This window comes from Nocardia spongicola (genome assembly GCF_047200775.1).
Lineage (GTDB): Bacteria > Actinomycetota > Actinomycetes > Mycobacteriales > Mycobacteriaceae > Nocardia.
The window spans coordinates 12,476-32,560 of the sequence record NZ_JBJZOO010000012.1 but is presented as its reverse complement, the minus strand read 5'-3'; the positions used below and the strand labels follow the sequence as shown (position 1 = coordinate 32,560).

22 protein-coding genes are annotated in these 20,085 nt (G+C 66.5%); 18 read left to right on the top strand and 4 right to left on the bottom strand.

Translation table 11 applies throughout. The features are described from left to right. The first annotated feature begins 43 nt into the window (after positions 1-43). Genes hisD through hisH form a run of 4 tightly spaced genes read left to right on the top strand, consistent with a single transcriptional unit; the run spans position 44 to position 3,803 of the window. Complete coding sequence (gene hisD / locus ACL02S_RS18875) at positions 44-1,381, top strand: histidinol dehydrogenase (RefSeq protein WP_412803771.1); 1,338 nt, start codon at positions 44-46, stop codon at positions 1,379-1,381. 8 nt (positions 1,382-1,389) lie between these two features. Next, complete coding sequence (locus ACL02S_RS18870; RefSeq protein WP_412803847.1) at positions 1,390-2,508, top strand: histidinol-phosphate transaminase; 1,119 nt, start codon at positions 1,390-1,392, stop codon at positions 2,506-2,508. A gap of 42 nt (positions 2,509-2,550) precedes the next feature. Beyond that, positions 2,551-3,171 carry an imidazoleglycerol-phosphate dehydratase HisB gene (hisB, locus tag ACL02S_RS18865; protein WP_412803770.1) on the top strand — a complete coding sequence of 207 codons (621 nt, stop codon included), beginning with the start codon at positions 2,551-2,553 and terminating at the stop codon, positions 3,169-3,171. Continuing rightward, a complete protein-coding gene (hisH, locus tag ACL02S_RS18860) occupies positions 3,168-3,803 on the top strand; it encodes an imidazole glycerol phosphate synthase subunit HisH (RefSeq protein ID WP_412803769.1) in 636 nt (211 codons plus the stop codon). The genes hisB and hisH overlap by 4 nt, the downstream gene beginning before the upstream one ends. A gap of 144 nt (positions 3,804-3,947) precedes the next feature. Here hisH and ACL02S_RS18855 read toward each other — a convergent pair whose 3' ends face one another. Then, entirely contained in the window at positions 3,948-4,469 is a 522-nt protein-coding gene (locus ACL02S_RS18855; RefSeq protein WP_412803768.1) for a nuclear transport factor 2 family protein, read from the bottom strand. Positions 4,470-4,566: 97 nt separating this feature from the next. On the opposite strand from ACL02S_RS18855, the gene ACL02S_RS18850 reads away from it, so the two are divergent. The 5 genes from ACL02S_RS18850 to hisI all read left to right on the top strand — a co-directional run bounded on the left by ACL02S_RS18850 (position 4,567) and on the right by hisI (position 7,805). Beyond that, the gene (locus tag ACL02S_RS18850) at positions 4,567-5,016 is read left to right on the top strand and encodes a MarR family winged helix-turn-helix transcriptional regulator (RefSeq protein ID WP_412803767.1); all 450 of its coding nucleotides are present in this window, start codon (positions 4,567-4,569) and stop codon (positions 5,014-5,016) included. Between the two features lie 74 nt (positions 5,017-5,090). Beyond that, positions 5,091-5,822: a bifunctional 1-(5-phosphoribosyl)-5-((5-phosphoribosylamino)methylideneamino)imidazole-4-carboxamide isomerase/phosphoribosylanthranilate isomerase PriA gene (gene priA, locus ACL02S_RS18845; protein WP_412803766.1), complete on the top strand. Its 732-nt coding sequence runs from the start codon at positions 5,091-5,093 to the stop codon at positions 5,820-5,822. After that, a complete protein-coding gene (locus ACL02S_RS18840) occupies positions 5,819-6,634 on the top strand; it encodes an inositol monophosphatase family protein (RefSeq protein WP_412803765.1) in 816 nt (271 codons plus the stop codon). Before priA ends, ACL02S_RS18840 begins: the two co-directional genes overlap by 4 nt. 4 nt (positions 6,635-6,638) lie before the next feature. Beyond that, positions 6,639-7,412, top strand: a complete 774-nt coding sequence (gene hisF / locus ACL02S_RS18835; protein WP_412803764.1) for an imidazole glycerol phosphate synthase subunit HisF — start codon at positions 6,639-6,641, stop codon at positions 7,410-7,412. A gap of 45 nt (positions 7,413-7,457) precedes the next feature. Further along, positions 7,458-7,805: a phosphoribosyl-AMP cyclohydrolase gene (hisI, locus tag ACL02S_RS18830; protein WP_412803763.1), complete on the top strand. Its 348-nt coding sequence runs from the start codon at positions 7,458-7,460 to the stop codon at positions 7,803-7,805. 9 nt (positions 7,806-7,814) lie between these two features. On the opposite strand, the gene ACL02S_RS18825 is transcribed toward hisI, so the two are convergent. The 3 genes from ACL02S_RS18825 to ACL02S_RS18815 form a co-directional block, all read right to left on the bottom strand. Further along, positions 7,815-8,336, bottom strand: a complete 522-nt coding sequence (locus ACL02S_RS18825) for a MarR family winged helix-turn-helix transcriptional regulator (protein ID WP_412803762.1) — start codon at positions 8,334-8,336, stop codon at positions 7,815-7,817. Between the two features lie 109 nt (positions 8,337-8,445). Beyond that, positions 8,446-9,015, bottom strand: a complete 570-nt coding sequence (locus ACL02S_RS18820) for a permease (protein WP_412803761.1) — start codon at positions 9,013-9,015, stop codon at positions 8,446-8,448. A 90-nt stretch (positions 9,016-9,105) separates the two neighbouring features. Beyond that, positions 9,106-9,561 carry a peroxiredoxin gene (locus tag ACL02S_RS18815; protein ID WP_412803846.1) on the bottom strand — a complete coding sequence of 152 codons (456 nt, stop codon included), beginning with the start codon at positions 9,559-9,561 and terminating at the stop codon, positions 9,106-9,108. Positions 9,562-9,709: 148 nt separating this feature from the next. On the opposite strand from ACL02S_RS18815, the gene ACL02S_RS18810 reads away from it, so the two are divergent. The 9 genes from ACL02S_RS18810 to ACL02S_RS18770 all read left to right on the top strand — a co-directional run bounded on the left by ACL02S_RS18810 (position 9,710) and on the right by ACL02S_RS18770 (position 20,078). Further along, the gene (locus ACL02S_RS18810) at positions 9,710-11,269 is read left to right on the top strand and encodes an anthranilate synthase component I (protein WP_412803760.1); all 1,560 of its coding nucleotides are present in this window, start codon (positions 9,710-9,712) and stop codon (positions 11,267-11,269) included. After that, positions 11,266-12,093, top strand: coding sequence for a TIGR02234 family membrane protein (locus ACL02S_RS18805; RefSeq protein WP_412803759.1), 828 nt, complete (start codon positions 11,266-11,268; stop codon positions 12,091-12,093). Before ACL02S_RS18810 ends, ACL02S_RS18805 begins: the two co-directional genes overlap by 4 nt. A gap of 231 nt (positions 12,094-12,324) precedes the next feature. Continuing rightward, positions 12,325-13,143 (top strand): indole-3-glycerol phosphate synthase TrpC, encoded by an 819-nt coding sequence (trpC, locus tag ACL02S_RS18800; protein ID WP_412803758.1) that lies wholly within the window; start codon positions 12,325-12,327, stop codon positions 13,141-13,143. Further along, on the top strand, positions 13,143-14,423 hold the full coding sequence (gene trpB, locus ACL02S_RS18795; protein WP_412803757.1) for a tryptophan synthase subunit beta: 1,281 nt from the start codon (positions 13,143-13,145) through the stop codon (positions 14,421-14,423). The genes trpC and trpB overlap by 1 nt, the downstream gene beginning before the upstream one ends. Before the next feature lie 49 nt (positions 14,424-14,472). Next, positions 14,473-15,273 (top strand): tryptophan synthase subunit alpha, encoded by an 801-nt coding sequence (gene trpA, locus ACL02S_RS18790; RefSeq protein WP_412803756.1) that lies wholly within the window; start codon positions 14,473-14,475, stop codon positions 15,271-15,273. Positions 15,274-15,554: 281 nt separating this feature from the next. Beyond that, entirely contained in the window at positions 15,555-16,700 is a 1,146-nt protein-coding gene (gene lgt, locus ACL02S_RS18785) for a prolipoprotein diacylglyceryl transferase (RefSeq protein ID WP_412803845.1), read from the top strand. 232 nt (positions 16,701-16,932) lie between these two features. Continuing rightward, positions 16,933-17,463, top strand: coding sequence for a TM2 domain-containing protein (locus ACL02S_RS18780; protein WP_412803755.1), 531 nt, complete (start codon positions 16,933-16,935; stop codon positions 17,461-17,463). Positions 17,464-17,760: 297 nt separating this feature from the next. Continuing rightward, a complete protein-coding gene (gene pyk / locus ACL02S_RS18775; RefSeq protein WP_412803754.1) occupies positions 17,761-19,182 on the top strand; it encodes a pyruvate kinase in 1,422 nt (473 codons plus the stop codon). Further along, on the top strand, positions 19,179-20,078 hold the full coding sequence (locus tag ACL02S_RS18770; protein ID WP_412803753.1) for an acyl-CoA thioesterase: 900 nt from the start codon (positions 19,179-19,181) through the stop codon (positions 20,076-20,078). The genes pyk and ACL02S_RS18770 overlap by 4 nt, the downstream gene beginning before the upstream one ends. Positions 20,079-20,085 lie beyond the last annotated feature (7 nt).

The window sequence follows — 20,085 nt, the reverse complement described above, 5'->3', positions numbered from 1 at the left end:
CTTTCCCATTGTGGAATCCGCTGGAGACAAGGACCGACACCACATGACAACCCGCATCGAGCTCGCTCGCGTCGATCTGCGCGGTCGTACTCCTTCCATTGCCGAGCTGCGTACCGCGCTGCCGCGTGGGGGAGTCGACGTGGATTCGGTGTTGCATCAGGTGCGGCCGGTGGTCGAGGCAGTCCGGGATCAGGGCGTATCGGCGGTGCTGGAGTACAGCGAGCGATTCGACGGGGTGATTCCGGCGGCGGTGCGAGTACCTGCCGCCGAATTGGAAGCCGCGCTGAACACCCTTGACCCGGCGGTGCGCGCCGCGTTGGAGGAGTCCATTGCCAGGGCCCGCACCGTGCACGCGGATCAGCGTCGCACCGATAAGACCACCGAGGTGGTTCCCGGTGGCACGGTGACCGAGCGCTGGGTGCCTGTCGATCGGGTCGGCCTGTATGTGCCTGGTGGCAACGCCGTCTACCCGTCCAGTGTCGTGATGAACGTGGTACCCGCGCAGGCCGCGGGTGTCGGCTCGCTCGTGGTGGCCTCGCCACCGCAGGCGCAGTTCGGCGGGCTGCCGCACCCGACCATCCTCGCCGCCGCGCAGCTGCTCGGGGTCGAGGAGGTGTGGGCGGTCGGTGGCGCCCAGGGCATCGCGTTGTTGTCCTACGGTGGTGTCGACACCGATGGCGCGTCGCTGGAACCGGTCGACCTGATCACCGGGCCCGGCAATATTTACGTCACCGCGGCCAAGCGGTTGTGTCGTGGCCTGGTCGGCATCGATGCCGAGGCGGGTCCTACCGAGATCGCGATCCTCGCCGACACGACCGCCGATCCGATGCACGTCGCCGCCGATCTGATCAGCCAGGCCGAGCACGATGTGCTGGCCGCCAGTGTGCTGGTCACCGACAGCCCGCGGCTGGCCGATGCGGTGGACGCGGCGCTGACCGCGCAATTGACCGTGGTCAAGCACGCCCACCGGGTGCGTGAGGCACTGAGTGGTACACAATCCGGCACGGTCCTGGTCGACGATCTCGAGCAGGGTTTGCGCGTGGTGAACGCCTATGCCGCCGAGCATCTGGAGATCCAGACCGCCGACGCGCCCGCGATCGCGGCCAGGGTGCGTAGCGCGGGCGCGGTGTTCGTCGGCGCGTACGCGCCGGTCAGTCTCGGCGACTATTGCGCGGGTTCCAATCACGTCCTGCCGACCGCGGGCTGTGCCAGGCATTCCTCGGGCCTGAGCGTGCAAACCTTCCTGCGTGGTATCCACGTCGTCGAATACACCGAGGCAGCGCTGAAGGACGTCGCGGGCCATGTGGTCGCGCTGGCGAACGCCGAAGACCTGCCCGCGCACGGCCAAGCCGTGCGGGCACGTTTCGAGGCGCTGTCGTGACGGAGGCGATGAGCGTGCCCGGCGCGCGAGTGACCCTGGACGAGCTGCCGTTGCGGACGGAACTCCGCGGCAAGAAACCCTACGGCGCACCGCAGCTGACGGTCCCGGTCCAGCTGAACACCAACGAGAACCCGCATCCGCCGAGCCGGGCCTTGATCGACGATGTGGCCGAATCGGTGCGCGCGGCCGCCGCGGACCTGCACCGCTACCCGGACCGCGACGCGGTCGCGCTACGTACCGATCTGGCGCGCTACCTATCCACCCAGACCGGTATCGCGGTGGATACCGGCAATGTCTGGGCGGCCAACGGTTCCAACGAGATCCTGCAGCAACTGCTGCAGGCGTTCGGTGGGACCGGTCGCAGCGCACTGGGTTTCGTGCCTTCGTATTCGATGCACCCGATCATCTCCGAGGGCATCGACACCGAGTGGATCGAGGCGAAACGTAGCGCCGACTTCTCTCTCGATATCGACTACGCGCTGGCCGTCATCGCCGAACGCGCTCCCGATGTGGTCTTCGTGACCAGCCCGAACAATCCCACCGGACACAGCATTCCGCCGCAGGACCTGGCGCGTATCCTCGATGCCGCGCCCGGCATCGTTGTGGTCGACGAGGCATACGGTGAGTTCTCCGCGCAGCCGAGCGCCATCGGGTTGCTCGACCGGTTCCCGGCCAAGCTCGTGGTGACCAGAACTATGAGCAAGGCGTTCGCCTTCGCTGGCGGTCGCCTCGGCTATCTGGTCGCCGCGCCCGCGGTGATCGACGCGCTGCTGCTGGTGCGGCTGCCCTATCACCTGTCGGTGGTCACCCAGGCCGCCGCCCGTGCGGCCCTGCGGCACGCCGATGAAACCCTCGGCAGTGTCGCCGAACTGGCCGCGCAGCGCGATCGAGTCGCGGTGGCCTTGCGGGAGCTGGGATTCGAGGTGATTCCCAGCGATGCCAACTTCCTGCTGTTCGGCCGCTTCACCGATGCCGCGTGTACCTGGCAGCGCTATCTGGACCGGGGTGTGCTGATCCGCGATGTCGGCATCCCCGGCTACTTGCGCACCACCATCGGCCTCGCCGCCGAGAACGACGAACTGCTGAAGGTCAGTGCCGCACTGGCAGGTACCGACCTCGTACCGTGATGAACCAGCGCCGGGAACCCCTCGGTGACAATTCGATTGGATATGAGCATGAGTAGGACCGCCAGGGTGGAGCGGGTCACCAAGGAATCCAGCATCATCGTCGAACTGGATCTGGACGGCACCGGCAAGACCCAGATCGCCACCGGCGTCCCCTTCTACGACCACATGCTGACCGCACTCGGCGCGCACGCGAGTTTCGACCTGACCGTCCGCGCCGAGGGCGATATCGAGATCGAGGCGCACCATACGGTGGAGGACACCGCGATCGTATTCGGCCAAGCGCTGGGGCAGGCGCTGGGCAGTAAGGAGGGCATCCGCCGGTTCGGCGATGCCTATATCCCGATGGACGAGACGCTGGCGCATGCCGTCGTCGACGTGTCCGGCCGCCCCTATTGTGTGCATACCGGTGAACCGGAGCACCTGCTGCACGCGGTGATTCCCGGCTCAGGGCCAGGCGCGCCGTATTCCACCGTGCTGAACCGGCATGTCTTCGAGTCGATCGCGTTGAACGCGCGGATCGCCCTGCACGTGCGGGTGCTCTACGGACGCGATCAGCATCACGTCACCGAAGCCGAATTCAAAGCGGTGGCGCGGGCTTTGCGCGCCGCGGTGGAACTCGACCCGCGGGTGCGCGGAGTGCCCTCGACGAAGGGAACCTTGTGAGCACGAAGTCCGTCGTCCTGCTCGACTACGGTTCGGGCAATCTGCATTCGGCCGAACGGGCATTGACCAGGGCGGGCGCTCGGGTCGATGTGACAGCCGATCCCGAGGCCGTACTTGCCGCCGACGGTTTGGTGGTACCAGGGGTCGGTGCCTTCGCCGCGTGCATGGCCGGGCTGCGTGCGGTGCGGGGCGAACGCCTGATCGGCCAGCGGTTGGCCGGTGGGCGCCCGGTGCTCGGCATCTGCGTCGGTATGCAGATCCTCTTCGAACGCGGCGTCGAGTTCGGCGTGGAAACCGATGGGTGTGCCGAATGGCCGGGCACCGTCGAACGTCTGCCCGCTCCGGTACTACCGCATATGGGCTGGAACATCGTGTCCCCCTCGGCCGACAGTGTCCTGTTCGCAGGCCTCGATGCCGAGACGCGCTTCTATTTCGTGCACTCCTATGCCGCGCAGACGTGGGATCTGCCGCCGAGTGAGCATTTCGCCGCGCCCAGACTGACCTGGTCCGAGCACGGAGGGCCGTTCCTGGCCGCGGTGGAGAACGGCGCGTTGTCGGCGACCCAATTCCACCCGGAGAAATCCGGTGACGCGGGGGCGCATCTGCTGCGCAACTGGGTGCACTCGCTGTAGGTCAGGTGGTCCCGCGCTCGCAGGGCGCGGGACCATTCTTCTGCGCAGCACAAAGAGATGCGGCATATCCTGCTGTTCGGCGAGTCACCGCCTGCTCATGGCGAGTCGCAGCCCGACTCGTAGCGAGTCATTGCCGAGTGGTGATCACGGCCGGGTGCCGATCGACCAGATCGGGATGCTCTGTACCCGGGACAACCGCCAGCCCTCCGGCGTGTGGACCGCGTCGAAGCGGTAGATCTCACCGAGGGTGAACTGCGGCTGTGGAGGTGCGCCTTCGGACTCCACTGGGGTGAAGGTGGCGATGAGGTTGGCCCGGACTTCCGCGGTATCGCCGTGCAGATCGATCAACACGTTGCTGATGGCGTGCTGGATGTGCAGGTCGCGGCGGGTATGTATGCGGCCTGCTTGTGCGATCAGCGCGTCGCGGCCCTCGGCGGTGCCGCCGGGTGTCGCCGCGGTGGCGTCGGATGTGTAGATCGTCAGCAGCTCGTCGAGTTGTTTCTCGTCCAGCGCGCGGCCGAGCCGGTCGACCAGCGCGGTGATCTGTTGGCGGTCCAGCAGCTCGCGTACCTCCGGCGCGGGATCCGGCACACCGGATGCGCAGGCGGCAGTGAGCGCGAGCAGCGGGAAGGACAGCAGGAGCAGGGGGAGGCGGATCATGCGCATCAGCGTTCCTCTCAGCAAAATGTTGGTATTACCAACGTTGGTTATGCCAACGTATCAAACTGTGGGTGTGACCAACAACCATTGGTAGGGTGACCGCATGGATATCGCGCAGGAGGGCGCTGCGAGCAGGCTTCGGGGTCTGCCGACCCGGCTGGTCAATCAAGCTGCGCTCGTAGCGAACCGGGTGACCGAGCGGGCCCTCGAGTCCACCGGCTCCCGCAGGCACCACTACGCCCTGCTGGCAACGCTCGCGGAGTTCGGCCCGGTCAGTCAGGCCGAATTGGGCAGGCGCACCCGTATCGATCGCAGCGATATCGTCGCCGCGGTGAACGATCTCGCCGAGCGTGGTGCGGTCGAGCGCAGCCCCGACCCGGCCGATCGGCGGCGCAATATCGTCACTCTCACCACCGAGGGTTCCCGGCACCTGGACGAACTGGACGCACGGCTGGCAGGCGCGCAGGACGAACTGCTCGCCGGTTTCTCCGTCGCGGACCGCGGGACCCTGGTCGCGTTGTTGACCCGCATCGTGGATACGCACTCGGGCTGACCTGCCGGTGATCGAGATCGCATCAGTTCCGGCCCGAGGCCGGGACATGGCCGGGTAACTACTAGGCTGCTCTCGTGAGTCTTGTGCTGCTGCCCGCCGTCGATGTCGCCAATGGGGAGGCCGTGCGCCTCGTGCAAGGGGAGGCCGGTAGCGAAACCAGCTACGGCTCACCGCGCGAGGCAGCGCTGGCCTGGCAGGAAGCGGGCGCGGAGTGGGTGCATCTGGTCGACCTCGACGCCGCTTTCGGACGCGGCTCGAACCGGGAGCTGCTCGCCCAAGTGGTGGGTGAACTCGACGTCAAGGTGGAACTGTCCGGCGGCATCCGCGACAACGAGAGCCTGGCGGCGGCGCTGGCCACCGGCTGCGCCAGAGTGAATCTCGGTACCGCGGCGCTGGAGGATCCGGTCTGGTGTGCCGAGGCCATCGCCCGCCACGGTGAGCGCATCGCGGTCGGCTTGGATGTGCGCATCGTCGATGGCGAGCATCGTCTGCGCGGTCGTGGCTGGGTCAGTGACGGCGGCGACCTGTGGGAGGTGCTCGAACGCTTGGAACGCGATGGGTGCTCGCGCTATGTGGTGACCGATGTGACCAAGGACGGCACGCTCACCGGCCCCAATCTGGATCTGCTGCGCGAGGTCTGCGCGGCCACCGACGCACCGGTCATCGCTTCCGGAGGCGTTTCCACCCTCGCGGACCTGGTCGCGATCGCCGAGCTGGTGCCGGACGGTGTCGAGGGATCCATCGTGGGTAAGGCGCTGTACGCGGGCCGGTTCACGTTGCCAGAGGCACTGGCCGCGGTGAGATGACCAAGGAGCTGTCGACACTGCTCGCGGTGGCGAGCGAGGTCCTCGACTCGGTGTCCGCGCGATTCGTCGAGGGGATCGGTGCGCCGAGTGCGGTGGCCAAGGGCCGGACCGACTTCGCAACCGAGCTCGATCTCGAATTGGAGCGCACGGTCTCCGCCGAACTGCTGCGGCGCACCGGAATCGAGGTGCACGGGGAGGAATTCGGCGGTCCACAGCTCACGTCGGGAACCACATGGGTGCTCGATCCGATCGACGGCACATTCAACTACTCGGCCGGACACCCGCTGTCGGGCATGCTGCTCGCACTGGTGCGCGATGGTGAGCCGGTGCTCGGTCTGACCTGGTTGCCGCTGCTCGACCGCCGTTATGCCGCGATGGCCGGTGGCCAGGTCCTGCTGAACGGCCGTGCGCTGCCGCCGCTGCCCCGTGGCACCTTGGCCGAGTCGATGATCGGGTTCGGGGCGTTCAACGTGGACTCGCACGGTCGCATACCAGGACAGTTCCGTTTCGATCTGCTCGGCCCGTTGAGCAGATTGTCCTCGCGGGTACGGATGCACGGATCCACGGGCATCGATCTGGCCTTCACTGCTTCCGGGGTGCTCGGTGGTGCGATCGTCTTCGGACACCATCCCTGGGACAATGCGGCGGGCGTCGCGCTGGTGCGGGCGGCGGGCGGGGTGATCACCGATCTGACAGGTGCGCCGTGGACCATCACGTCCGGATCGGTGCTGGCCGCCGCGCCTGGTGTGCACGAAGAACTGCTCGACATGATCTGCACGGTCGCCGACCCGGAGGCGGCGGAGAAAGGGTGAGGCAATGACGGTGGCAGTACGGGTGATTCCGTGCCTGGACGTCGACGCGGGCCGGGTGGTCAAGGGCGTCAACTTCGAGAACCTGCGGGATGCGGGCGATCCGGTCGAGCTGGCCGCCCTATACGACGCGCAGGGTGCCGACGAGCTGACCTTCCTCGATGTGACCGCGTCCACCGGTGACCGCGGCACGATGATCGATGTGGTGACGCGCACCGCCGAGCAGATCTTCATCCCGCTCACCGTCGGCGGCGGGGTACGCACTGTCGAGGATGTGGATCGGCTGCTGCGCGCGGGGGCCGATAAGGTCTCGGTGAACACCGCGGCGATCGCCAGGCCCGAGGTACTGCGCGAGATGTCCGAGCGATTCGGATCGCAATGCATTGTGTTGTCGGTGGATGCGCGGACAGTGCCGGACGGTAGACCGGATACCCCCTCCGGCTGGGAGGTGACCACGCACGGCGGTAAACGGGGCACCGGCATCGATGCCGTGGAGTGGGCGGTGCGCGGCGCTGAGCTCGGTGTCGGGGAAATCCTGCTCAATTCGATGGACGCCGACGGCACCAAGGCAGGCTTCGATCTGCCGATGATTCGTTCTGTCCGGGCCGCTGTCACGGTTCCGGTGATCGCCAGTGGCGGCGCGGGCGCGGTCGAGCACTTCGCCCCGGCTGTGCACGCCGGCGCCGACGCGGTGCTGGCGGCCAGTGTGTTCCACTTCGGTGAGCTGACCATCGGCCAGGTCAAGGCGGCGATGCGGGAGGAGAAGATCGTTGTCCGATAGCGTCCGATCCGCCGGGCGGCGCACCACCCTGTTATAACGGTGCTTATGAGCCTCGATCCCGCCATCGCCGCCCGTCTCAAGCGCAACGACGCCGGATTGGTATCGGCCGTCGCGCAGGAAAAGACCACCGGTGCGGTGCTGATGGTCGCGTGGATGGACGATGAGGCACTGGCGCGGACGCTGGAAACCCGTAAGGCGACGTATTATTCGCGCTCTCGGCAGCAGTACTGGGTCAAGGGGGAGACCTCCGGCCACACCCAGTACGTCCATGAGGTGCGGCTCGATTGCGATGGCGATACCATCCTGCTCGTCGTCGATCAGCAGGGCGCTGCCTGCCATACCGGCACACACACCTGCTTCGATACCGATGTGCTGCTGGCCGCTCCGGCCTGAACGGGCAGATCAGGCCTCGGACGGGCCGGGCGGGTACTGGTAGTTCTTGCCCGCCGTGGTGAGCCCGCCGCTCGGGTCGAGCGCGTCGGTGAGATGGGTGGCAAGTAGTTCGCTCAGTTCGGCGAGCCGGGCTTTCTGTCCGGTATCCAACCCATCGAAGATCAGCTGCCGTACCGCGGCCAGATAGTGCGGTGTGGCCGCGGTGAGCCTCAGGTAGCCGTCATCGGTGAGCACGGCGTGGACACCACGCCGACCGGCGGTTGCCGAGCGTTGGGCCCAGCCCATGCGCTCCAGCTTGGACACCACATGCGACAGCCGTGATAGCGATGCGTTTGCCTTATGGGCGAGCTCGTTCATTTGCAACCGGTGATCCGGTTGTTCCGACAGCAGAGTCAGCACCCAGTACTCGAAATGTGTCATTTCGGACTCACGCTGTAGTTCGGTATCCAAAGCGCCAGGTAGGCGGGTCAGTACCGCCACCATCGCACGCCATGCTCGCTGTTCGACGGGATCGAGCCACTTCGTCACCATGCGCCCTCTTTCAAGCCACGTGACGTTTTTCCGGTATGGGTACCCGTGTCAATGAGTTTGCCATGACTTCACTCAGCAGTCATAGAGATGGTCTATGACGTGATCTGCATCACATATTCTCGGAGTGGCTGGTGTCGCGGGTGGATTTCTGATCCCGCGCAGTGCGTGGATGTGTGCGGCGCCACCGGCGCAACAGGAGCAGACCGACCACGGTGAGGAACAACAGCAGCGCCATGAGTGCGCCTGCCAGGGTAGCGCCGCGGAACGCGGGCGCGTCGACATCCAGGATTCGCTCGCCCGCATGAGCGGCGCCACTGGCGCCGAGCACGATGGTCAGCGTCATCAGGTTGGGGATCGTGAACAGGATCGCGATGACCACAGCGGCACCGGCCAGGAACCGGCCCGCTGCGCGGCGCCAGATCAGCACGGCGAACAGCAGCAGGAAGAGTGTTATAGCGGTACATAATCCGCCGTAGCCCAGCCCCAAGGCGATGCCCTTGGTGAAGCTTCCGTCGACCGTCGCCCCGACGCGCTGAGCCCACCAGCGCGGGATGAACGCGGACAGGACGAAGTAGCTGATCACGAGGGCAGCGAGGACCGCGACGCCGCCGATGATCCGGACGCGCCAGACGGTGGTCGTGCCGGAGCGCTCGTCCGGTGGAACCCCGGTCGAAGTCATGGATTCAGCCTAAGCCGCGTTCCTGGTCCGCATCCGCCACCTCGATCCGGCGCGTCGCCGCGGCGATCCGGCCGCGTGGATACTGCCGGATCATCCGGTGCGCAGATACTTCAGCGCCTCGTCGGCATGAACCGTGGCGCGTAACTCGCCGGTGATGACCTTGCGGATGGTGCGGTCGGTGTCGATGACGAAGGTCTTGCGCTTCACCGGTGCCAGCGCGCCGAGCAGGCCGCGTTTCACACCGAATCGGGCAGCGACGGCGCCGTCGGTATCGCAGAGCAACGGATAGCCGAGGCGCTGTTTTTCGGCGAACCCGGCCTGGGTCCGCACATCATCGGTGCTGATACCGGCGCAGCTTGCGCCGACAGCGGCGAATTCGGCGGCAAGGTCGCGGAAGTGGCAGGCTTCGGCCGTGCATACCGGGGTGTTGGCCGCGGGATAGAAGAAGAGGACCAAGGGACCGCCGGTCAGTAAGTCGCTCAGTGAGCGGGGAGTACCGGATTGATCGGGAAGCTCGAAGTGCGGAGCGAGCTGTCCTGGTTGCATAGTCGAGCAACTTACCGGGTGCCCGGCCGCATCGGATATCCGGTCCGGCTCGGTGCGCTCGCGGCTTCGGCGCCGGGTTCCGCACCCGTGCGGTGTCGGCAGCGGCACCGCTGCCCGGCCCGCCGATCCGGCCTGGGATGATGAGTGCATGTCAGGCACGTCCACTCCCACCACCACAACCCGCGAACAGTTCCACCAGCTCGCCGCGGAGCACCGGGTGGTCCCGGTGACCAGGAAGGTACTGGCGGACTCGGAAACTCCGCTGTCGGCCTACCGCAAGCTGGCCGGTGATCGGGCGGGTACCTTCCTGTTCGAATCCGCGGAGAACGGACGCTCGTGGTCGCGGTGGTCGTTCATCGGCGCGGGCAGCCCTTCGGCGCTGACCGTCGTCGACGGCGAGGCGGCGTGGCTGGGGAATATCCCGGCCGACGCGCCCTCCGGCGGCGATCCGCTGCGCGCGCTGCACGAGACCCTGGAGCTGCTGCGTACCGAGCGCTTGCCCGGATTGCCTCCGTTGACCGGAGGCATGGTCGGATACCTCGGCTATGACGCGGTGCGCAGAATGGAGCGGCTGCCGAATCTGGCGCTGGACGATCTGGAATTGCCCGAGATGGTGCTGCTGCTGGCTACCGATCTGGCCGCGTTCGACCATCACGAGGGTGCGATCACGCTGATCGCGAACGCGGTCAACTGGAACGGCACCACCGAGCGGGCCGACGAGGCGTATGACGACGCGGTGGCTCGGCTGGATCGGATGACCGCCGCGCTCGGCGCACCGGCCGACTCCACCGTGTCGGTGTTCGACCGGCCCGAACCGCATTATCGCCGCAGACGTACCCCCGAAGAATTCGGTGCCGGAGTTCGCCGCCTGGTCAAGGAGATCGAGGCGGGTGAGGCGTTCCAGGTAGTGCTGTCGCAGCGGTTCGAGATGGATTACGCGGGCGCGCCGTTGGATGTGTACCGGATGCTGCGTGCGTCGAACCCGAGTCCGTACATGTACCTGCTGCACATCCCGGACCGGGACGGCGGGACCGCGTTCTCCATCGTCGGTTCCAGTCCGGAAGCACTGGTGACCGTGCAGGACGGTGTGGCGACGACTCATCCGATCGCGGGCACCCGCTGGCGCGGCGGTACCGAGGAAGAGGATCTGCTGCTGGAGAAGGGCCTGCTCGCCGACGAGAAGGAGAACGCGGAGCACCTCATGCTCGTCGACCTCGGCCGCAACGATCTGGGCCGAGTGTGTGAACCGGGAACCGTGCGGGTCACCGAATATCGCCACATCGAGCGCTACAGCCATGTGATGCACCTGGTATCGACGGTATCGGGACGATTGGCACCAGGCAGGATCGCGTTGGACGCGGTGCGGGCCTGCTTCCCGGCGGGCACCTTGTCCGGTGCCCCCAAGGTGCGGGCGATGGAGTTGCTCGAAGAGTTGGAGCAGACCCGGCGCGGCATCTACGGAGGTGTGGTCGGTTATCTGGACTTCGCCGGTGACGCCGATACCGCGATCGCCATCCGTACCGCGTTGCTGAAGGACGGCACAGCCTATGTGCAGGCAGGCGCTGGTGTCGTCGCGGACTCCGAGCCGGAATACGAGGAGCTGGAATCGCGCAACAAGGCGATGGCGGTATTGAAAGCGATCGCGGCCGCGGGGACGGTCCGGGCTTATGGCACCCAACCAGGTGTGCCGGACGGCGAAGCGCTGTGACGGCGCCGGGTCAGGAAGGCGAACCGAGGCAGGCTCGCGAACCCGCTCCCGCGGACGGTGTCCCGGCGGACGCGCTCCAGGTTCCCGCGGGCGGGTCGGGTGACTCCGCGCCTGCCACCGATTCCCGCCGCGGGTATCCGGTAGGGCCCGTCGTCCTGCTCGCCATCGCCGCCGCCGCGCTCTGGGGATCGTCCAGGATGACCTGGGTGACGGTCGACTCCTCCGATGGTCTCACGCAGCCGCGTACCGACCGGCTGGTCGGCGGGGTGTGGTTCGGTGCGCTGACGCCGTTGGCATTGGTGTTGCTCGCCTCGATAGCGGCTGTACTGGCCACAAGAGGCTGGCCGCGTCGCGCGGTCGGGGTGTTGCTCGCCCTGGTCGCCGCGGTGGCCGCGGTACCAGCGTTCGCGCTGTTGACCACGTCGGGCACGATCTCCGAACGGGCCGCGCAACTGGCCGAACTCCCGGCCCGCGCGCAGGTTGCGGAGGTGACTACGGCGCCGTTCCCCGCTGTTATCGCATTAGCGGGCGCGATCGCCGCCTTGGGGGCAGGCGTCCTGTTGGCGCGGATGCCCTCGGAAACAGCGCGGTTGTCCGGCAAATACGACAACCCGGTTTTCCGGCGTGCCGCGGCCACGGCGCAGGTCACCCAACGGCACACGCAGCCGGAGCGGAGCGGAGCGACCCCCCAGCTGTCCGAGCGGGTGCTCTGGGACGCGCTGGACGCGGGCACCGATCCGACCGACGAACCCGTGCGCGGACCACTGCCACCGGATGATCCGGATGCTCCGGCCCAGGATGAGGCGGGCAGGCGTGGACGCTGAAGGGCCCCTACACGGCGGTGCTGGAGGGCCTCTACGTGGTGGTGCCGAAGAGTCCCTATGGGGCGGTTGTGGTGCTTCCCACCTTGCGCTGAGCCCGTGCACATGGTTCAACTCGAGCCCCGGCGCGAACGCGCCCGGTAGGTCCATTTATTCTTTGTCAGCACCGGTGAGACAGCGCCTGGGGGGATTCTCAGGTAGCAAGTCCGTCTCCCCAGAAAGGATTCGAGCCAGATGACGGTACTCGACTCGATTCTCGACGGGGTCCGCGCGGATGTGGCCGCTCGGGAAGCCCTTCTCGATTTTCCCTCGGTCAAGGCAGCGGCGGCCGCCGCCGTCGCACCGCTGGACGCCCGCGCCGCACTGCTGGAGGATGGCATCGGCGTCATCGCCGAGGTCAAACGAGCCAGTCCTTCCAAGGGGGAACTGGCGACGATTCCGGACCCGGCGAGTTTGGCCAAGGCCTATGAGGACGGTGGCGCCCGGGTTATCAGTGTGCTCACCGAAGGTCGCAGGTTCCACGGATCGCTGGATGATCTGGACGCCGTTCGCGCCACGGTGAACATCCCGATCCTGCGCAAGGACTTCGTGATCGGTCCATATCAGATCCACGAAGCCCGTGCCCACGGCGCGGACGTCATCCTGCTGATCGTCGCCGCCCTGGAACAGGACGTACTGACCTCGTTGATCGATCGCACCGAATCGCTCGGGATGACCGCGCTGGTGGAGGTGCATACCGAGGAGGAGGCCGATCGTGCGCTCGAGGCAGGCGCCTCGGTGATCGGGGTGAACGCCCGCGACCTCAAAACGCTAGAGGTCGACCGCGATGTGTTCGCCAGGATCGCGCCGGGACTGCCTACCGAGATCATTCGGATCGCCGAGTCCGGCATCCGCGGTACCGCGGATCTGCTGGCCTACGCCGGTGCGGGCGCGGACGCCGTTCTCGTCGGTGAGGGACTGGTGACCAGTGGCGACCCCCGTTCCGCGGTATCGGAGCTGGTGACCGCGGGCACGCATCCGTCCTGTCCGAAGCCGGCCCGGCGGGGCAGGTGATGGACGTGACGACAGCACCGCAGGCCAGCGCGGGGGTAGCCCAGCGCAGCGCGCATGAGCCGGATGCGGGCGGGCATTTCGGCGTTTACGGCGGCAGGCACGTTCCCGAGGCGTTGATGGCCGTGATCGAGGAGGTCACCGCCGAATACGAGAAGTCGAGAATCGACGGGACCTTCCTCAACGAACTCGACCGGTTACAGCGTGACTACACCGGCCGCCCTTCGCCGGTGTTCGAGTGCACGCGGCTGGCCGAGCACGCGGGCGGAGCCCGCATTCTGCTCAAACGCGAGGACTTGAACCACACCGGCTCGCACAAGATCAACAATGTGCTCGGTCAGGCATTGCTCGCCAAGCGGATGGGCAAGACCAGGGTGATCGCCGAGACCGGTGCGGGCCAGCACGGTGTGGCCACGGCGACCGCCTGCGCGCTGCTCGGCCTGGACTGTGTCATCTACATGGGTGCGGTCGATACCGCTCGCCAAGCGCTGAACGTGGCGCGGATGCGGCTGCTCGGCGCCGAGGTGATCGCAGTGACCTCAGGTTCGCAGACGCTGAAGGACGCCATCAACGAGGCGCTGCGTGACTGGGTGACCAATGCCGACGACACCTACTACTGCTTCGGCACCGCCGCGGGACCGCATCCGTTCCCGCTGTTGGTGCGTGATTTCCAGCGCATCGTCGGGATGGAGGCGCGCGAGCAGGTGCAGGCAGCGACCGGTGCGTTGCCCGACGCGGTGGTCGCCTGTGTCGGTGGCGGCTCCAATGCCATCGGCATCTTCCACGCGTTTCTCGATGACGCCGACGTCCGGCTGATCGGTTACGAGGCAGCCGGTGACGGCGTGGAAACCGGCAGGCATGCGGCCACATTCACCGGTGGGACACCCGGTGCGTTCCAGGGCGCGTACTCCTATCTGCTGCAGGACGAAGACGGCCAGACCATCGAATCGCATTCGATCTCGGCTGGTTTGGACTATCCGGGCGTCGGCCCCGAGCACGCCTATCTCAAGGACACCGGTCGCGCCGAGTACCTGCCGATCACCGATACCGAGGCGATGGACGCATTGTTGCTGCTCAGCCGCAGCGAGGGCATCATCCCGGCGATCGAGTCGGCGCATGCGGTGGCGGGCGCGTTGCAGCTGGGCAAGGAGCTCGGCCCCGGTGCGATCATCCTGGTGAACCTGTCGGGCCGGGGTGATAAGGATATGGACACGGCTGCGCGGTGGTTCGGGCTGCTCGACGCCGAGCAGCAGGAGGCCGAGCAGCAGGAGACGGACCGGTGAGCGAGTCGACAGCGGGCACGGTCGCGACCGAACAGAGCGGAGCGGTGTCATGAGCCAGCAGTCCCGTCTGGCGAATACCTTCGCCGCCTGCCGCGCCGAAGGGCGTGCCGCACTGATCGGCTACCTGCCCGCGGGCTTTCCCGACCTCGCCGGTTCGATCGAGGTCGTGCGCGCGATGGTCGAATCCGGGTGCGACATCATCGAAGTCGGTGTCGCCTACTCCGACCCCGTGATGGACGGACCGACCATCCAGGCCGCCGCCGAACAGGCGCTGCGTGGTGGTGTACGGGTACATGATGTGTTCTCCGTGGTCGAGGCGATCACCGAGGCCGGTGCCAAGGCTGTGGTGATGAGTTACTGGAACCCGGTGCTCAAGTACGGTGTCGATCGCTTCGCGCGCGATCTGGCCGCCGCCGGCGGTGCGGGCATCATCACCCCCAATCTGATCCCGGAAGAGGCCGACGACTGGTTCATCGCCTCGGCCACGCACAACCTGGACCGCATCTTCCTGGTCGCGCCGTCGTCCACGGAGGAGCGGCTGGTGAAGACGCTAGAGGCCAGCCGCGGTTTCATCTACGCGGCCTCGACCATGGGTGTCACCGGCGCGCGTGATGCGGTGTCCTCGGCCGCACCCGCGCTGTGCGCGCGTATCCGGGCCCACTCCGATATCCCGATCGGGGTCGGCCTCGGCGTGCGCTCAGGGCAGCAGGCCGCCGATATCGCCGCGTACGCGGACGGGGTCATCGTCGGATCGGCGCTGGTGAGTGCCGCTGGACAGGGGCTGGACGCGGTCCACGCGCTCACCGAGGAACTCGCCGAAGGCGTACGCTCGGCGACCGTTGCCTCATAGGCCGCTCCGATACGCGGGCACCCGCAGGCCTGCGGTGTGGTGTGCGACCGTATGAGCGCATACCGGGTCGAGTGTCGCGCAGGCGGGGCGATTCCGCTGATCTCTCGCGGTGATCCTGGGGCTGGTCGCGCAGGTGTGGCCACCGCTGCGCCCGCTACCTCGACGCGGGGTACTTTCGATAGCGGATCGCGATACGGCGAGCGCAGTGCCGTGGTAACGAGGTAGGCCGATATCTCCGCTACGGTGGCCCCGTGACCTTTCGAGTGCTGGCAGACAGTGTCCTGGCCGACAGCGGTGCCGTATTGGCCTACATCCCCAGCCCGCCGCAGGGGGTGTGGCATCTCGGGCCGATTCCGCTGCGGGCCTACGCGCTGTGCATCGTTCTCGGCATCATCGTCGCGATCTGGTGGGGGGAGCGGCGCTGGCATGAGCGCGGCGGGCAGCCCGGCGCGATTCTGGATGTCGCGATGTTCGCGGTGCCGTTCGGCTTGATCGGCGGCAGGCTCTACCATGTGGCCACCGACTGGTCGAAATACTTCGGCCCGGATGGCAATCCGGGAGACTGGTGGAAGGTCTATCAGGGTGGCCTCGGTATCTGGGGCGCGGTGCTGCTCGGTGGCGTCGGCGCGTGGATCGGCTGCCGGGTGTATCGGATTCCGTTGCCCGCGCTGGGTGATGCCCTCGCTCCGCCGATCCTGCTCGCTCAGGCCATCGGCAGGCTCGGCAACTACTTCAATCAGGAGCTGTACGGCCGCGAGACCGAGGTGCCGTGGGGCCTGGAGATCTTCCGCCGGGTGGGTGAAGACGGCAGGCTCGATCCGATGAACGGTGTCTCCACCGGTGTAGTCGATAAGGTGGTACACCCCACCTTCCTGTACGAGATGCTTTGGAGCCTGCTCGTGGTGGCGCTGCTGGTGTATGTGGACAAGCGCTTCCGGCTCGGCCACGGTCGGCTGTTCGCGCTCTATGTCGCCGGTTACTGCTTCGGCCGATTCTTCGTCGAGCTGATGCGCGACGATCCGGCTACCCATATCGCAGGCATCCGGATCAACTCGTTCACCTCGGCGGTGGTGTTCCTGGCCGCGATCGCCTACTTCCTCTTCGCCACCAAGGGACGCGAGACGCCCGAACAGTTGCAGCCCGGTGCGGGCCCGCGCCCATGGCCGTGGCAGATCCGTGCGCTCCGTACGGCCGGTGCTACCGGTGCGGCTTCCGCCGCGCAGCCTTCGGATGTCGTATCCGCCGAACCGGCGACCGATGCGGTCGCTGTCGAGGTATCCGAAGGCACCGAGGTATCCACGGACGCGGCGGAATCCGGGACGGTCGAGCCGGACCGGCAGCGTGAGAGCGAGGCATCCGGATCTGCGGCTGCCGGGGGCGGTTCTGTCGAAACCGGTGTGGAGAAGGCGGATTCGGAGAAGAACTGATCCGCGCACGGAGCCTGCTCGTGCGCGGGCCGTTGCCGTCACTGTCCGGAATCCTGCTATACGGCACCGAGGTGGCGACCCGTCGCGACCACTTCTCGTACACCAGAGCCCCAGGGTGACACGTTATCCCTCTCAGTGAACAATGGCCCGGGGCCGTCGTGAGCGGAAGTTTCGACTGTCCGGTAATCCGGGGGCCGAGAAGAGGGTGCCCGCACGAATGAGGAGGACATGAGTGACCAACCCCTACCAGCAGAACTCAGGAGATGGGGGCCCGCAGTACGACCCATCCGGTACGGGACCGAAGCCGACCGAACCGTTGGACGCGCAAAGTCGACCCCGGTACGACCAGGCATCGGCCCCGTACGGTCAGCCGCAGTACGGCCAGCCTGCTGCCCCGTACGGGCAACCTCAGTACGGACAGCCCGCTGGACCGTACGGACAGCAGCCCGGTTCCTACCAGTTCGCGCCGTACGCAGCCGCCCCACCGGGTTTCAACCCGAACGACCCGGAAGCGCCTTGGGGTCGGGACCCCTTCGGCGTCCCACTCTCGGACAAGCAGAAACTCATCGCCGGGCTGCTGCAGATCTTCCTCGGTGCGTTCGGGGTCGGCCGCTTCTATCTCGGTTACACCACCCTCGGCGTCGTCCAGTTGCTGGTCACGATTTTCACTTGTGGCATAGGCAGTATCTGGGGGCTTATCGATGGCATCTTGATCCTCGTGGGCAAGGTTCCCGATCCCCAGGGCCGCCCGTTGCGTGATTGACCGCGACGGCATCGATACGATCGAGAGGCGGGCACGATGTGCTCGCCTCTCGGCGTATCGCGGCCTGTGCGATCAGCCGGTCGCGGTCAGGCGACACCGGACTCCCGATCTTCTGTCGCTCGCACTTCGGCTCAGCGCAGAGCCGCTCGGTAGCGCGGGCCGTGGGAGAGGCGTGTGCTGCGGACCTGCTCGTATCAGCTGTCGAGCTGTCGTCGGTGTGCTGCGCCGAAGTTCTTCACCAAAGCTTCACCCCGGCCACGGCGCAACTACTGCACCCGGCCGGACTACGCTCGACCCGTGATGCGACGGACGAAGATTGTGTGCACCCTCGGCCCGGCCACTGCTACCGAGGACCGTATTCGCGAACTCGTCGAGAGCGGTATGGATGTTGCTCGGCTGAACTTCAGTCATGGTGAGCACACTGATCATGCCCAGAATTACAAGAAGGTGCGTCAGGCTTCCGACCACCTCGGCCGAGCTGTCGGTATTCTCGCCGACCTGCAGGGACCGAAGATCCGCCTCGGCCGCTTCATGGAAGGCAAAACCGTCTGGGCGACGGGTGAGCAGGTCCGTATCACCGTCGACGACATCGACGGAACCCATGACCGGGTTTCCACCACATACAAGGAACTGGCCGAAGATGCCAAGCCGGGTGACCGGTTGCTGGTCGATGACGGCAAGGTCGGTCTTATCGTCACCAGCGTCGAGGGCAATGACGTGATCTGCCGGGTCACCGAAGGCGGTCCGGTCTCCAATAACAAGGGCGTCTCACTGCCTGGCATGGATGTCTCGGTGCCCGCGCTGTCGGAGAAGGACATCGAGGACCTGGAGTTCGCGCTGAAACTCGGCGTCGACTTCATCGCACTGTCGTTCGTGCGTTCCCCGTCCGATGTCGAGCTGGTACACGATGTGATGGATCGGGTCGGCCGTCGGGTGCCGGTGATCGGCAAACTGGAGAAGCCGGAGGCGATCGACAATCTGGAGGCTGTGGTCCTGGCTTTCGACGCGGTGATGGTCGCCCGTGGCGACCTCGGCGTCGAACTGCCACTGGAGCAGGTGCCGCTCGTGCAGAAACGCGCGATCCAGATGGCGAGGGAGAATGCCAAGCCGGTTATCGTCGCCACGCAGATGCTGGAGTCGATGATCGACAACTCCCGCCCGACCAGGGCAGAGGCCTCGGATGTGGCCAATGCGGTGCTCGACGGCGCCGACGCGGTGATGCTGTCGGGTGAGACCTCGGTGGGGCAATACCCGATCGAGACGGTGCGTACGATGGCTCGCATCGTGCACGCGGTGGAGACCGAATCGACCAGAGTGCCCCCGTTGACCCATGTACCGCGTACCAAACGCGGCGTGATCTCCTATGCCGCCAGGGACATCGGCGAGCGGCTCAACGCCAAGGCCCTGGTGGCGTTCACCCAGTCGGGGGATACGGTGCGCCGCTTGGCGCGCCTGCACACACCGTTGCCGCTGTTGGCGTTCACCCCGCTGCCGGAGGTCCGCAGCCAGCTGGCGCTGACCTGGGGTACGGAAACGTTCATCGTGCCGACCGTGGACACCACCGACGCGATGATCCACCAGGTGGATGTAGCACTTTTGTCGATGGGGCGATATCAGAAGGGAGATCTGGTGGTCATCGTGGCGGGTTCGCCGCCGGGGACCGTCGGTTCCACCAACCTGATCCACGTGCACCGTATCGGTGAGGAGGACCATTTGTGACTGTTTTCCCCGGAGGCAGCGTCGGCGTCGGCGCGCCACCCGCACAGTGCCCTGATGTGGCTGTGCTGCTGGGTCTGCTCGATCTGGAACAGGTGGATGCGGACGTGTTCGTCGGCCAGCACCCGGAAAAGGTGTGGAGCCGGACCTTCGGTGGTCAGCTCGTCGCGCAGGCTATTGTGGCGGCGGGCCGGACGGTCGGTGACCGTTCGGTGCACGCCGTGAACGCGCATTTCGTCCGTGGTGGCGATGTGAAGAAGCCGATCGAGTACCGGGTGGACCGGCATCGTGACGGTCGCGCATTCGCCAACCGAACGATCACCGCCAGCCAGGAAGGTCAAGAGCTGTTCGTGATGCTGGCCTCGTTCCAGGACTTGGGCCGAGGGCTCGAACACGCGCACGCGCAGCCGGAGGTGCCTGATCCGGAGACACTGCCGCGGGTGGAGGAGAGCTTCGCGGGCTTGGAAGACAAGCTGCAGATGTTCATCAGGGCGCCGCGTCCGATCGATATGCGCTACGCCGACGATCCGGCGTGGATTCTCAAGGGTACGGGGGCGCGGCGCAATCACAATCGGGTGTGGATGCGCGTGGATGGCAGGCTCCCCGATGATCCGTTGCTCCATGTGGCGACGCTCGGCTATTCATCCGACACCACGGTGCTCGACTCGATCATCACCACCCATGGGCTCTCCTGGGGCCTGGACCGGATCGTGGCGGCCACGGTCAATCACTCGATCTGGTTCCATCGCCCGTTCCGGTTCGACGAATGGGTGCTGTACGCCACGGAGTCGCCGGTGGCCGCGGGTTCTCGTGGACTGGCGACCGGGCGCTTCTATTCCCGTAGCGGTGATCTGCTCGCTACCACGGTGCAGGAGGGGGTCATCCGCCACTTCCCCTGATATGAGC